The following is a 12,300-nucleotide window of genomic DNA, read 5'->3' as shown; positions in this document are numbered from 1 at the left end:
CACGTCCCCCGATCGTCGGTCCCGGCCGGGTGAAGCGTGCTCGCCCGGAAGGGGTGAACCGGCCCCCGCCGGGTAACCGCTCGCCGACCGGGGGCGGAGCGCGTGGTGGGGGTGGGGCTGGGTGCCGGAACAGCGGAATCGCGTACGGGTCGAAACCGCACGACAGGTCGATACGGCACCGGGGCGTCCGGCGGAGTCTCCGCTGCTGGCGTCCCGGCTGACTCCGGCCGTGCCGCCGGAGCCGGTGGTGGCCCGGCCCCGACTGCTGCGCCGGTTGGACGAGGGCAGTGCCGGGCCGGTCACCCTGATCGCCGCTCCCGCCGGCTGGGGCAAGACCACGCTGCTCGCCTCCTGGGTACGGCTGGGCGGTGCTGCGCCCGACGTGGAGCCGGGAGCGGTCGTGCCCGACTCCGGCGACCTGTCGGTGCCGCCCGAGGCCCGCCCGGTCCCGGCGTGGCTGTCTGTGGAGGTGGGCGACGACGGCGACCGGCTCTGGGCGTACCTCGCGGCGGCGCTGCGGTCGGCGACCGGGTCGGCGGAGGACGGCCCGCTGCCGGACCGGCCGCCGCGCCCGGAGCAGCTGGAGGTGCTGGCCGCCACGCTCGCCGCCGCGGATCGGCCGGTGCTGCTGGTCCTGGACGACCTGCACCGGGTCGCCGACCCAGCGGCGCTGACCGGCCTGGAGTTTTTGCTGCGACATGCCGAGCAGCGGCTGCGCCTGGTGATCGGCGCGCGGGCCGGGTTGCACCTGCCCCTGCACCGGCTACGCCTCGCCGGCGAGCTGACCGAGATCGGCCCGGACGAGCTGGCGTTCACCGACGACGAGGTGGCCGACCTGCTCACCGCGCACGCCGCCGCGCTACCGGCAGCCGCCGTGCACCAGCTGCGCGACCGGACCGGCGGCTGGCCGGCCGCGCTGCGCATCGCCGCGCTGGCGGTGCGCGGGCAGCCCGACCCGGAGCGCTGGGTGGGGCAGTTCGGCGGTGACCAGCCGGAGATCGCCGGCTACCTGCACGAGGAGGTGCTCCCCGCACTCGACCCGGCCGAGGAGGACCTGCTGCGCCGTACTGCCATCGTCGACACCGTCTGCGCCGACCTGGCCGAGGCGCTGACTGGCCGCGCCGACGCCGGGCCGGCGCTGGCCGCCCTGGCCGGGACCGGTGGCCTGCTGCACCGCGAGGACACCCGCCCACCCTGGTACCGCTGCGAGCCCCTGCTCGCCGACCTGCTCCGCGCCGACCTGGCCCGGTTGCCCCCCGACGAACTCCATGACCTGCACGGACGGGCCGCCGACTGGTACGCCGAGGACGGGCGGCCGGCCGACGGTCTGCGGCACGCGCTGGCCGCCGGCCGGTGGGACCTGGCCGGTGACCTGTTCGTCGCGCACTGGCCGGAACTGACCCGGTACGACCGGGACCCGGTGCACGCCCCCGCCCCCATGACCCCGCCGGCGGAGGTGATCCGGGCCGACCCGGAGGTGGCGTTGGCCTGCGCCGCCGAGCGCGCGTACGCCGGTGATCTGCCGGCCGCCAGCAGCCACCTGCGCTCGGCCGCCGACCATGCCGCTGGCCTGCCCGTGCCGCGGCGGGACCGGTTCCTACGCCTGGTCACCGCGCTGGAAGTGAGCGTGGCACGCCTTTCCGGCGACCCGGCGGAGGTCCGGGCCGCCGCCGCCCGACTGCTGCGGACCCGCCCGGCGGGCGCCACGCCGACCCGAATGCCGGACTCCGCGCCGAGCGGAGCGGCCAGCTCCGCCCCGACGACCGGTGGGGGAGGCGCGACCGACGACGCGGACCTGAGAGCGTTCACCGGCACCGCCCTCGGGCTGGTCGAGTTGGCCGACGGCGCACTCCCGGCCCCCCGGTTCGTCCGGGCCCGGGCGGCGGCGCGCGAGGCCGGCCGTCCGCGTACCGAGTTGGTCGGCGCCAGCCGTGCCGCGCTGCTGCTCGCGGTGCGGGGCGAGCTGCGGGCGGCCGAGCAGGCGGCTCGGGACGCGCTGGGCATGCCACCCTGTCGGGGCTGGTCCTGTCGGCTCGACTGCGCCTACTCGTACCTGGCGTTGGCCCTGGTGGCGCAGCTCCGCGACCAGCCCGAGGAGGCTGCCGCCAACCTCGCTCTCGCCGGCCCGGCCCTCGGCATCGTCGGCGGCTGGATCGCCGGCCTCGAGACGGATGCGGGTGACGACTGGCCGGCCGCCGCTGCCGACGAACCGGTAGCGGCGACGGTGGCCGCGCTGTGCCGGGCAAAGCTGCACCGCGACTCCGGCGACCCGGCAGCCGGGCAACGACTGCTCGTCCGGGCCCGGGAGGCGCTGGCCGACCGGCCGTCCGCGACCGAGCTGGCCGGCCTGCTGCGGGCCGCCGAGGCCGAACTGCGCGCCGAGCGGGGTGACCTGGACGCCGCGCGCGACCTGTTGGTCGGCGCGAGCGAACCCGTCCTCGCGGTCGCGGCGGCGAAGGTGGAGCTGCTGGCCGGTGACGCCGCTGCCGCAGGGCGCGCCCTGCCGGGCTGGCAGTCGCCAGCGGCCACCTCCTGGCCCCTGCCGGTACGCCTCGACGCGGGGCTGCTGGACGCCCTGCTGGCCGAGCGGGCCGGCGACGGGCGGCGGGCGGGCCGGATCCTGGAGCAGGTGCTGGACCTGGCCGGGCCGCAGGGCTGTCGACGGGTCTTCACCCGCGCCGAACCACCCGTGCGGGACCTGCTGGCCGCCCACCTGGACGCCGGCACCGCGCACTTCGCGCTGGTCAGCGACCTGGTGCGGGGAGCCGGCAGGAGCACCGCTCGGCCCGCCGTCGAGCCGAGGGACACGCTCGACGAGCCGCTCACCGAGCGGGAGCTGACCATCCTGCGCTACCTGCAGAGCATCCTGTCCAACGTGGAGATCGCCAGCGAACTGTCGCTGTCGGTCAACACGGTGAAGACCCACGTCCGCAACATCTACCGCAAACTCGACGCGACCCGCCGGCGCGAGGCGGTCCGGCGGGCGCGCGAGTTGCGGCTGATCTGAGCGGGTCGGCGGTCAGGCGTTGTCGGCGGTCAGGCGTTGCCGGCGGCGTCGACTGCCGCCAGCAGGTCGGGCAGGTCGTAACCACCGTCGTGCCGAACGCCGTTGACGAACAGCGTGGGGGTGCCGTTCACCCCGCTGCGGATGCCGCCGACGAAGTCCCGACGCACCCGGTCCGCGTGACTGCGGCCCTCCACCTCGGCGTTCAACTCGTCCGGCGGCAACCCGACCTGCTCGACACCGAGCGAGAGGTGCACCGGGTCGAGTTGGTCCTGGTGCTCGTAGAGCCAGTCGTGCATCTCCCAGAATCGGCCCCGGACCCCGGCGGCCTCGGCCGTCTCGGCGGCGCGTTCCGCGTACGGGTGCATGTTGGCGATCGGGAAGTACCGGTAGACCAACCGCACGGTGTCGGCCCTCTGCCGCAGCAACTCGTGCAGGTTCGGGTACGCGGCACCGCAGAACTGGCACTGGAAGTCGCCGTACTCGACGATGGTCACCGACGCGTCGGCCGGGCCCCGGATGTGGTCATCGGTCGTCACCGGATCCCGAAGCCGGGCGGTGACCTGAAGTGGCGTGGTCATCCGGCCATCACCTTCCGATCGGCGGCGAGTTGGTCCAGCGCGTCGAAGATGCCGTCCGCGCCCGGGTTGACGTCGGGCGGGGAGAGGTAGCTCCAGGTCACCGTCCCCACCGGGTCCAGCACCACGAGCGCGCGGGCCGCCTCACCGTTCGACATGTACGAGCCGTAGCGGCGGGCCACCTCGCCCTTGGGTTCGAAGTCGGCCAGCAGCGGGAACTCGATGCCCCGGCTCTCGGCGAACGCCCGGTGCGACCAGATGCTGTCCACTGAGATGCCGAGCACCGCTGCCCGGTACTGGGCGAAGACAGGCGCCGCCGACTGGTAGAGGGACATCTGGTCACCGCAGACCGGGCTCCAGTCAGCGGGGTAGAAGGCGAGCACGACCGGCCGGCCTCGGAACTGCTCAGGGCCGACGAGGGCCCCGTCCGGGGTGGCCGGGAGGGTGAAACCGGGCGCGGGGCGGCCCGGTTGGATCAGCCCGTTCGGATCACTCATGCCTCCAGCCTGCTCCCGGGGTGGGTGAGACGGACTCACCCACCCCGGGTGGTTCCACGCCCGTTCAGCGCCCGGTGAGCGGGCGCCCGCGTCCGTTCAGCGCAGCCCCGGGGCGACCGCGATGTGGTTCTGCACCTCGCGGATGCCCGGCGCGGACCAGGCCAGCTGCTCCACCTCGGCCCGCTCGGGCATCGAGTGGACCAGACCGGCGAGCACCGCCGTGTCGCCGTGCACCCGGACGCTGATCCGTTCGGCCTCGGTCGCGCCGGCCCGGGCGAGGGCGTCGACGATCCGCTCGGCCAGGTCCCGGCCGTCGGGTGGGGTGGCCGGACGGACGGTGATGCCGTTGCTCACCCCGCGTACGCCGGTCAGCCGGCTGACCGCCCGTTCGGAGGCCCGGCGCTGGTACTCCCACTCGACGTCGCCGTGCAGCGTGACCCAGCCGGCCGAGACGGTGACCTGGAGCTTCTCGATGGGCACGAAGGCGTCCCATTCCAGCGCGTGGCTCGCGGCGGCGGCCAGGTCGGGATCGGCGCGCTCGGAGCCGTAGCCGCTGTCCAGTTGCACGGCCACGTCGTTGGCGACCGCTCGGACCCGGGCGACCCGGTGCGTGGCTCGCTCGGCGGCCCACTTCTTGGCGTAGCTGTCCACTCGTCCGGTCAGCGTGACGACGCCCTCGGCGACGATCACGCCGATCTCGTGCGGCTGCACCCGCGGTTCCCAGGTCAGCTCGTCGAGTACGGCGGACTGGATGTCCTGGTCGGTTCGGCTGATCTCCGCGATGGCCATCTGCCCCTCCTCCCGTGCTTTGTCGGCGGACCGGGCGGCGGTCGCGGCCGGGAGGTCCGCCGTCGTCCGATCCTGCCGCTGCTCCGGGTGAACCATCCTCGCCCGGAAGGGGTGACGGCCCGGCCGCGCTGTTCCGGGACGGCCGGATTTCCGCCATGGGAGCGCTTCCAAAGCGAGCCACCTTCAGTTACGGTAGTGGCGTTCCTCGATTGCGGGAGCCGTTCGCGTCGGGTGGTGGAGCCAGGGCAGCTCTTCCCGTCCCCGTCGCTGTGCCCGTCCCCCGGGCACGGCGTTCCCGTCCGGTCGACCCCGTCCCCCGGGGCTCCGCCCGAGAGGAACAGCACCCACCCAGCAGCCCCCATGCGCCCACCACCCGAGCACCGGTCCGCCGGCGGCCTGAGGGGTCCGGCACCCGGCGGACCGGCCCCCGCCCGCCCATCGGCGTCGATCATGGACTTGTGGTGGGCGAAGTGCTGCTTCTCGCCACCTTTGTCCGCCACCACAACTCCATGATCGACGCAATGGGGTGGGGGGTGGGGTGATGGCTTGGGCCCCGCTCGACAGTGGTCGAGTGGGGCCCTGGTGGTGCGGGGAGAGCGGTTGATCAGACCGCGGGGGAGTTGGGGCGGTCGACGTCGACGAACTCCACGTCGTCGACGGCACGGTCGTCGTGGCTGCCGGCGGCCCGCGCGGCGGACCCGACGGCCCAGCCGACCGCCGCGCCCACGAGCGCGGCACCGATCAGCAGCGTCCAGGGTAGTGCCGGCTGGCGGCCGGCGAGCGCGTCGAAGGCCAGAGAGGCACGCCGACGTGCCTCCTCGGCGGCGGAGCCCACCAGGTCGCCCGCGCCATCGGCAAGGTCGCCGCTGTTGCGACGGGCCGACCGGGCGGTGTCCCGCACACTGTCTCCGGCGGAGCTCACGGCCGAGAGCAGGTGCTCCCAGGCCTGGTCCGCGATCCGCTCCGGCTTGCTGCGGCGGTCCAGCAGGTTGGTTCCGAACATCGTGGTTACCTCCTCGGGTGCCGAAGCCGCCGGCCACTTCGGACTTCGGCGTCTGTTCAGCGCGTCACGGTTCGCCTACCCCGCAGTGCCCAGGGCCGCCCGAGCGCAAACCCGGCCGGCCCTGGCTCGGAGGAACTCAGCGCACCACTGTCACGGCGACGCCCCGGGCGAAGTCGTCGTCATCGTCGTCGTCATCGTCGCCTCCACCGCCGAAACCGCAGGCCAGTACGAGGGCGAGCAAGACGCCGACGCCAGCCAGCCCCGCAAGTCGCTTGATCATCGAAGGTCCTCTCCGTCACGGTGGGTGTCCCGGCCCGATGCTAGGGCGCGTCGGCAACCACGGGTGCCGATCAGGGCGGGCGTTCGCGGGCGACACGCCGGTGGCACACGGGGCGGGCGTAGGTGGTGGTCCGGTTGTCGGGCCTGTCGGGTCCGGGCGGCTACCCTTGTCCGCGGCGCGTCGGTCCCGACTGATCGCCGAGGGTCAGATAACGAAAAGTGTTGAGTAATCAGATACTGAAAAGTACGGATATGGGCGGCTTTGTGGGTCCGGATCCGCGAATTACTCATCCCGAGGGGTGGCGACCGAGGCCGTCGGAGGAATACTCTCGGTCGCGGCCCGCGTACTGATGAGGCGCCCGGGGGACGGGCGGGTGGAGGTGCTCGCGTGAGCCTGTCGATCGTGAAGTCGGTTCTGTCCGGTGGTGTGGTGGAGATCGCCCCGCGGGGCGAGATCGACGTGGACACCGCGTACGAGGTGCGCGAGGCGATCGCGGAGGTGCTGGCCAAGGGCCGCCCACTCCGCATCGAGCTGAACATGAGGCTGGTCACCTTCATCGACTCCGTCGGCATCAGCGCCATGGTCGCCGGCTTCCAGACGGCCGAGGTCAGCGACGTCAAGCTGGTGGTCACGCAGCCGAGCCGGTTCGTGCACCGACAGCTCTGGGTGACCGGTCTGCTCGGCCTGTTCGGCGCCCCGGAGCCCTACTTCGCCGGTGCCGCCACCCCCGAAGTGCTGCCCGGCGCCTGAGCGCACCGGGCATTCCGGTCAGGGCTGCTCGTCCAGCCCGGTCAGGTCGATGTCGGTTGCTTCGGTGACCGCCCGGATGGCCGTCACCGACGCATACCCGGCGGCCAGCAACGCCACGTCGGTGCCCGGCTGGGCGGCCTGCCCCGGCTCCTCCAGTGAGGTGCGGACGAAGCCGTGGCCGGATTCGGCCACCGTCATCTGCACCTGACCGAAGCTGGCCAGCGTGCCTCGCCGCACCCCGCGCAGTCGTCCGTGCGGCAGGTCCGGGGCGTTCACGTTGAGCACGCTCTCCATCGGTGCGGACGTCAACCGGGGGAGCAGGTCCAGGGCGACCCGCGCCGCGGTGCTCCAGTGCCGCTCGGCGTCGCGTACCCGGGCGGCCGCGTCCACCGCCGCGCCACCGCTCGCCGCCGTCGCCTCGCCCGCGGAGAGCACATCCAGGGAGACCGCCATCGCCCGGCACCCGTTCGTGGCGGCGGTGAACGCCGCCCCCACCGTCCCTGAGTGCAGCACGGCCCGGCCGGCGTTGGCACCACGGTTGATGCCGGAGAGCACCACCGATGGCGGCGGGCCGAACGCGCCGTGCAGGGCGATCAGCGTGATGAAGCCGGGTGAGCCGCCAACCCCGTACGCTGGCACGCCCTCCAGGTCGGGCAGCGGGTGGTCGTTCACGACGACACGTCCGTCCCGTTCCATGGCGCTCATCGCGGCGCTGGTGCCGCTCGCCTCCTCCAGCGGTGCGGCGACCACCACGTCCAGGCCCCGCTGGCGGGCAGCCCAGGCCAGTGCCTGGATGCCCGGCGCGGCGATCCCGTCGTCATTCGTGATCAACACCCGCAGGGTCATCGGTCGACCACCCGGTCGGCCAGCTCGTCCGGGGTGGTCCGCTCCTGCTGTCGGCTGTCCGCCGGCACCAGTCGGACCCGGTCCACCAGGCCGGTGATCGAGTCCAGTCGTCCGGTGCCCAGGCCGTGCCGGGTGACGTTCAGCGCGCCGGCCGCGGCCCCGGTCCGGATGGCGGTCCGGATGTCCCCGCCGCCAGCCACGACGGCTGCCACCCCGGCGGTCATCGAGTCGCCCGCGCCGCGCGGGTCGGCGGCTTCCAACCGGGGCATCTCGACCTCGAACAGCTCCCCGTCGATGAGCGCGAGCGCCGGCTGGTCGGCCCGGCTCACCACCACCGTCTCGGCGCCGGCCGCGTGCAGCTCGTACATGGCCCGGGTCAGTTCCACGATGTCGTCGGTGCGGGCGCGGCCGTCGCGGATCAGCTCCTCGTGGCTCACCTTGAGGAAGAAGACGCCGCCCTCCAGCGCCGAGCCGAGGTGATCGCCGGAGAGGTCGACCACCACTCGACCGCCGTTGGCGCTGAGGTCGGCGGCGAAGCGTCGGTACAGGTCGGCAGGCACGAGCCACGGCTCGTTCGGCCCGCTGAGGATGCTCACCGCGGCCGACAGGCCCTCGCCGAGGGCCAGGTTGTACAGCTCGTCGAGTTCGTGTCGGCTCAACGGCTGACCGGGCACGTCGGCGATCTCCTGCCGGGAGCCGTCCCGGCGGTCGTGCACGTACCCGCCGCTGCCGGAATCACGGGCCACCGCCTTGAGGTCCACGCCCTCACTGACCAGCAGCGGCTCCAGCACCTGGCCGATCTCGCCGCCGAGGGCGGCGCAGAGCACCACCTCGACACCGAGCGACATCACCATCCGTGCCTGCCAGACGCCCTGCCCGCCGGGGTGCAGGTGCAGCTCGGGGTGGTCGTTCGGCTGGTCGACGGTCACCGTCAGCTGTGGAGTGGGCGCGAAGACCATCACGTGCCCGCTCACCGGATCGTCGCCGTTCATGATGTCCGCCTCCAGCACGGTCGGGTGATTCCTCACTGAACGACCCTAATGCGCCAAACGGTGACTGGGCGTGTCATCGGGCCGGCCCGGGCCGGCCCTCGGACATTGCCAGCCAGACATCGGTACGGGACGATCGTGCGACCATCGACGGCGGGAGACGGTGTGCTCAGCAGCGATACCTTCAGCTACACCGTGCAGGCCCGGTGTTCGCCGGCCGAGGCGGCGGCGCTGCTCAGCGACCTGACCCGGCAGGGTGAGCTGCACCCGTTGATCGTCCGGGTCCGCCGACTGCCGCCCCGACCCGGTGCGCAGGCCAGCTACACGATCAACGACCGGCTGGCTGCCGGCCCGCTGCGCTTCCGGACCACCTACCACGCGGACGTCCTGATCAGCGAGGACGACGAGATCGTCATGGTGGCCCGCCAGTGGCCCGCCACCACGGTGCGTAACCAAACCCGGCTGCGCCCCGAGCCGGACGGCCTGACCCGGATCGACGTCGACATCACCCTGACCGCGCCGACCCCGCTGTTCCGGTACGCGTTCCGTCAGGCCCGGGCCGCCCACCTCGCCCTGGCCACCCGCCTCGGCGCTGCCCTCGACCGCACCGGCGACCCGCCGCCCCCAGCCTGACCCGAGCGCGGGACGGCAGTGGGGTCACCGGTTGCGGGCGCGGCCCGCCAGGGCGGGCCGGGCGGCGGGACGCCGTCCCCACGGCTTGTACGTGGACAGCACCGTCGCAATGATCATCAGGCTGGTCGACACCGCGGGGGCGATCACCAGGTCGGCACGGTCCCGTGTGGGCAGGGCGGCGCCCACCGCTCCGGCGTGCCGCAGATTCGGGGTGAGCAGGAACAGCACCAGCCCGACCATCACCGTGGTGAGCACCAGCTTGACCACCACCCACCGGTAGCGCAGCAGGCCCCACGGGGTGAGCAGCGAGGTGGCGACACCGATGAGCCAGACCAGGACGCTCAGCGGCGCGAACAGGACGGTGCCGACCAGCGCGCCGACCGGGTAGAGCACCGCAGGGTCGGCGCCACGCTGCACGGCGATGCCGAGGGTGAGCAGCACCAGGTCGGCGCCGAGCCAGCCCAGCGAGGTGACCAGGTGCAGGGTGAGCAGCCCCTTGCGGGCGCTGGGTGGGATCCGAGGCATACCGCGATGCTGCCCGCCGGCCGCCGCCGGGTCGTCCGACGAGCGACGACATCAGGGGTACGCCCGGCGACGTAGCCCGGTCGGACAGCGCTGCCCGGACGAACGTGATGCCTGTGAGTCATCTTGATGACTCACAGGCATCACACACTTTGGGGAACGGCCGGATCAGTAGACCGACAGGTGCACGTGGTTGGTGTGGTCGCTGGACGGGTCGCCACCCGCCCCGCTGTAGGACTTCCATCCGCTGCTGGGCAGCCAGATCTGCCTGTACCAGATCACGTACAGCACGGCGAGCCGGTCGGCGTTGCGGATGAAGTACGCCGCGAGGTTGCTGCCGTAGGTCTTGTCGCCGCCGGTGGCGTCGCCGCCGAAGCCGCCCGTCTGGGCCGCGAAGTCGCAGGCCCGGCCCTTCGGGTGTTCGCCGGAGCCGCTGGGGCGGTGGCAGGAGACGTACCGGGTGAAGCCGGCCGCCTTGGCCTGGTTGAGGGCGTGCAGGGTGCGCGGGGTGATGCAGCCGCTGGCCGGCGTGGGGTCGTTGACGCTGCACGTCTCCGACGGCCAGGAGCCGTCGGAGTTGCGCGGCGCGGCCTTCGCGTTGGCGGCGGAGGTGCCCCGGTTGGAGTCGGTGTCGGCGGCGGGTTGCGGCTTGGGGGTGGTGGCCACCGTCAGGGCCCGTTCGGCCTGCTCCTTGCGCTTGGCCATCACCGCGACCTGCTTGCGCTGCTCGTTGATCTCACCGTTCAGGGCGACCTGGGTGCGGTTGGCCTGGTCCTTGCTGCTGAGCAGGTCGCGCAGCACCCGGTCCTCGTTGGCGGCCACCGCGTCCAGTGCGGCTGCCCGGTCCATGAAGCCTTCCGGGCTGTCGCTGTTGAGCAGCGCCGACATCGCGCTGAGCCGGCCGGTGCGGTACGCGACGCCGGCGATCTCTCCGACCTTGCCGCTGCGCTGGTTGAGCTCGACCTCGATGGTCTTCAGTTGGGTGGTGAGCTGCTGCTGCCGCTGCACCGAGGCGTCCAGGGCGCGCTTCGCGTCCAGGTAGCCCTTGCTGGCCGCCTCGAGTTGGGCTCGCAGCGCGGGGGTGCCACCCTCCTCGTCGGAGTCGGGGGCGGCGGCCCGCAGGCCGCTCGGGGGAGCGGCCGAGGCGGTGCCGGCCGGGAGCGCGACGCCGAGGGCGAACATCGCGACGATCAGGGCCGCCAGTCGGGCGGCGGGTGGTCGTGCTGGTGCCACTGTGCATGTCCTTCCGTCAGCCGCCGACCGGGTTAGCTGACGGGTTCGGGACGGAAGATCCCTACCGCTGACGCGGATGCACCCCAGGTACGTGGTTCCCCGGTTCGCCCTCGCGGGCGATTAGGCGGCGACCACCACCGGCGCCGGGAGGGCGCCGCCTGGTGGAGGCCGGGACCGAGCCTACCGGTGCCGGTGGGGTGGCTGCAGCGTATGTGACGGACGGTGCCTGCGTCGTCACGAGAAGCTGCTGTCACCACTCGATCGAGCCACACGCTCCGGAGGCGGCGCCCGGCTCGATCTGCAACGTCGCGTGCTCGATCCGGAAGTCGTCGTGCAGGGCCGTACGCGCGGCGGTGAGCACCGCGCCGACCTCCGCCCCGGGTGCCATCGTCAGGTGTGCGGAGGCCACGTCCATGCCGGAGGTGAGCGTCCAGACGTGCAGGTCGTGCACCTCGACCACACCGGGGACCGCGGCCAGCCGGTCGTGCACGGCGGTCACCTGGAGGTGCTCCGGGGCGGCCTGCACCAGGATGCGGACGGCGGCCCGTGCCAACCGCCAGGTGCGCGGGAGGATGAACACGCCGATGGCGACGGCGACCAGCGGGTCGGCCCACCACCAGTCGGTGACGGTGATGAGCAGTGCGGCGCCGATCACGCCGACCGACCCGAGCAGGTCGCCGAGCACCTCCAGGTACGCACCCTGAAGGTTGAGGCTCTCCCGGGCTCCGGCGCGGAGCAGGGCGAAGGCGGCGATGTTGGCGAGCAGGCCGAGCACGGCCACCGCGAGCATCGGGCCGGCGATGACCTCGTGCGGGTCGCCGAAGCGGCGGATCGCCTCGATCACCACGTAGATCGCGACGCCGGAGAGCAGGACGGCGTTGGCCAGCGCGGCGAGCACCTCGAGTCGGTAGAGCCCGAAGGTGCGCTGCGGGTCTCCGGTGGCCCGCCGGGTCGCGGTGATCGCGGCGAGCGCCATCCCGATGCCGAGCACGTCGGTGAACATGTGCCCGGCGTCGGAGAGCAGTGCGAGCGAGCCGGTGTGCAGGGCGGCCACCGCCTCGACCACCATCAGGGTGGCGAGCAGCCCGAATGCCGCCCAGAGGCGGCCCCGGTGCTGGTGTGCGGCATTGGCGACGGACCCGTGGTGGTGGTCATGACCTGCGCCCACGAGAACCA

13 protein-coding genes and 1 riboswitch are annotated in these 12,300 nt (G+C 73.2%); of the genes, 3 read left to right on the top strand and 10 right to left on the bottom strand.

Annotated elements, in window-relative coordinates:
- Nucleotides 1–121 precede the first annotated feature (121 nt).
- Nucleotides 122–3,007: a LuxR C-terminal-related transcriptional regulator gene (locus FBZ33_RS23415; protein WP_141910678.1), complete on the top strand. Its 2,886-nt coding sequence runs from the start codon at nt 122–124 to the stop codon at nt 3,005–3,007.
- Nucleotides 3,008–3,036: 29 nt separating this feature from the next.
- On the opposite strand, the gene FBZ33_RS23410 is transcribed toward FBZ33_RS23415, so the two are convergent.
- The 5 genes from FBZ33_RS23410 to FBZ33_RS32920 form a co-directional block, all read right to left on the bottom strand.
- Nucleotides 3,037–3,585: a DsbA family protein gene (locus FBZ33_RS23410; RefSeq protein ID WP_088949584.1), complete on the bottom strand. Its 549-nt coding sequence runs from the start codon at nt 3,583–3,585 to the stop codon at nt 3,037–3,039.
- A complete protein-coding gene (locus FBZ33_RS23405) occupies nt 3,582–4,079 on the bottom strand; it encodes a redoxin domain-containing protein (RefSeq protein ID WP_141910677.1) in 498 nt (165 codons plus the stop codon). The genes FBZ33_RS23410 and FBZ33_RS23405 overlap by 4 nt, the downstream gene beginning before the upstream one ends.
- A gap of 96 nt (nt 4,080–4,175) precedes the next feature.
- Complete coding sequence (locus FBZ33_RS23400) at nt 4,176–4,868, bottom strand: BON domain-containing protein (RefSeq protein WP_141910676.1); 693 nt, start codon at nt 4,866–4,868, stop codon at nt 4,176–4,178.
- Between the two features lie 604 nt (nt 4,869–5,472).
- Nucleotides 5,473–5,871 (bottom strand): hypothetical protein, encoded by a 399-nt coding sequence (locus FBZ33_RS23395; RefSeq protein WP_088949582.1) that lies wholly within the window; start codon nt 5,869–5,871, stop codon nt 5,473–5,475.
- A gap of 136 nt (nt 5,872–6,007) precedes the next feature.
- A complete protein-coding gene (locus FBZ33_RS32920) occupies nt 6,008–6,151 on the bottom strand; it encodes a hypothetical protein (protein ID WP_185755390.1) in 144 nt (47 codons plus the stop codon).
- Nucleotides 6,152–6,538: 387 nt separating this feature from the next.
- Between FBZ33_RS32920 and FBZ33_RS23390 the strand changes: the two genes are divergently transcribed.
- Nucleotides 6,539–6,901, top strand: coding sequence for an STAS domain-containing protein (locus FBZ33_RS23390; RefSeq protein ID WP_088949581.1), 363 nt, complete (start codon nt 6,539–6,541; stop codon nt 6,899–6,901).
- A gap of 18 nt (nt 6,902–6,919) precedes the next feature.
- Here the strand turns inward: FBZ33_RS23390 and surE are convergent, their stop codons facing one another.
- Together surE and FBZ33_RS23380 are read right to left on the bottom strand one after the other, a co-directional pair.
- Nucleotides 6,920–7,747, bottom strand: coding sequence for a 5'/3'-nucleotidase SurE (gene surE / locus FBZ33_RS23385; protein ID WP_099856335.1), 828 nt, complete (start codon nt 7,745–7,747; stop codon nt 6,920–6,922).
- Nucleotides 7,744–8,706, bottom strand: a complete 963-nt coding sequence (locus tag FBZ33_RS23380; protein WP_141912897.1) for a PfkB family carbohydrate kinase — start codon at nt 8,704–8,706, stop codon at nt 7,744–7,746. The genes surE and FBZ33_RS23380 overlap by 4 nt, the downstream gene beginning before the upstream one ends.
- Nucleotides 8,707–8,901: 195 nt before the next feature.
- Between FBZ33_RS23380 and FBZ33_RS23375 the strand changes: the two genes are divergently transcribed.
- A complete protein-coding gene (locus tag FBZ33_RS23375) occupies nt 8,902–9,369 on the top strand; it encodes an SRPBCC family protein (RefSeq protein WP_141910675.1) in 468 nt (155 codons plus the stop codon).
- 24 nt (nt 9,370–9,393) lie between these two features.
- On the opposite strand, the gene FBZ33_RS23370 is transcribed toward FBZ33_RS23375, so the two are convergent.
- The 3 genes from FBZ33_RS23370 to FBZ33_RS23360 all read right to left on the bottom strand — a co-directional run bounded on the left by FBZ33_RS23370 (nt 9,394) and on the right by FBZ33_RS23360 (nt 12,292).
- Nucleotides 9,394–9,894, bottom strand: a complete 501-nt coding sequence (locus FBZ33_RS23370) for a hypothetical protein (protein ID WP_141910674.1) — start codon at nt 9,892–9,894, stop codon at nt 9,394–9,396.
- A 165-nt stretch (nt 9,895–10,059) separates the two neighbouring features.
- Nucleotides 10,060–11,124, bottom strand: coding sequence for a coiled-coil domain-containing protein (locus tag FBZ33_RS23365; protein ID WP_370453040.1), 1,065 nt, complete (start codon nt 11,122–11,124; stop codon nt 10,060–10,062).
- A 5-nt stretch (nt 11,125–11,129) separates the two neighbouring features.
- Nucleotides 11,130–11,261, bottom strand: a riboswitch (cyclic di-AMP (ydaO/yuaA leader).
- A 113-nt stretch (nt 11,262–11,374) separates the two neighbouring features.
- Complete coding sequence (locus FBZ33_RS23360; protein WP_141910673.1) at nt 11,375–12,292, bottom strand: cation diffusion facilitator family transporter; 918 nt, start codon at nt 12,290–12,292, stop codon at nt 11,375–11,377.
- Nucleotides 12,293–12,300: the final 8 nt, after the last annotated feature.

Source organism: Micromonospora sp. A202 (assembly GCF_006715105.1).
Lineage (GTDB): Bacteria > Actinomycetota > Actinomycetes > Mycobacteriales > Micromonosporaceae > Micromonospora > Micromonospora zamorensis.
This window is presented reverse-complemented; position numbering and strand designations above follow the sequence as displayed.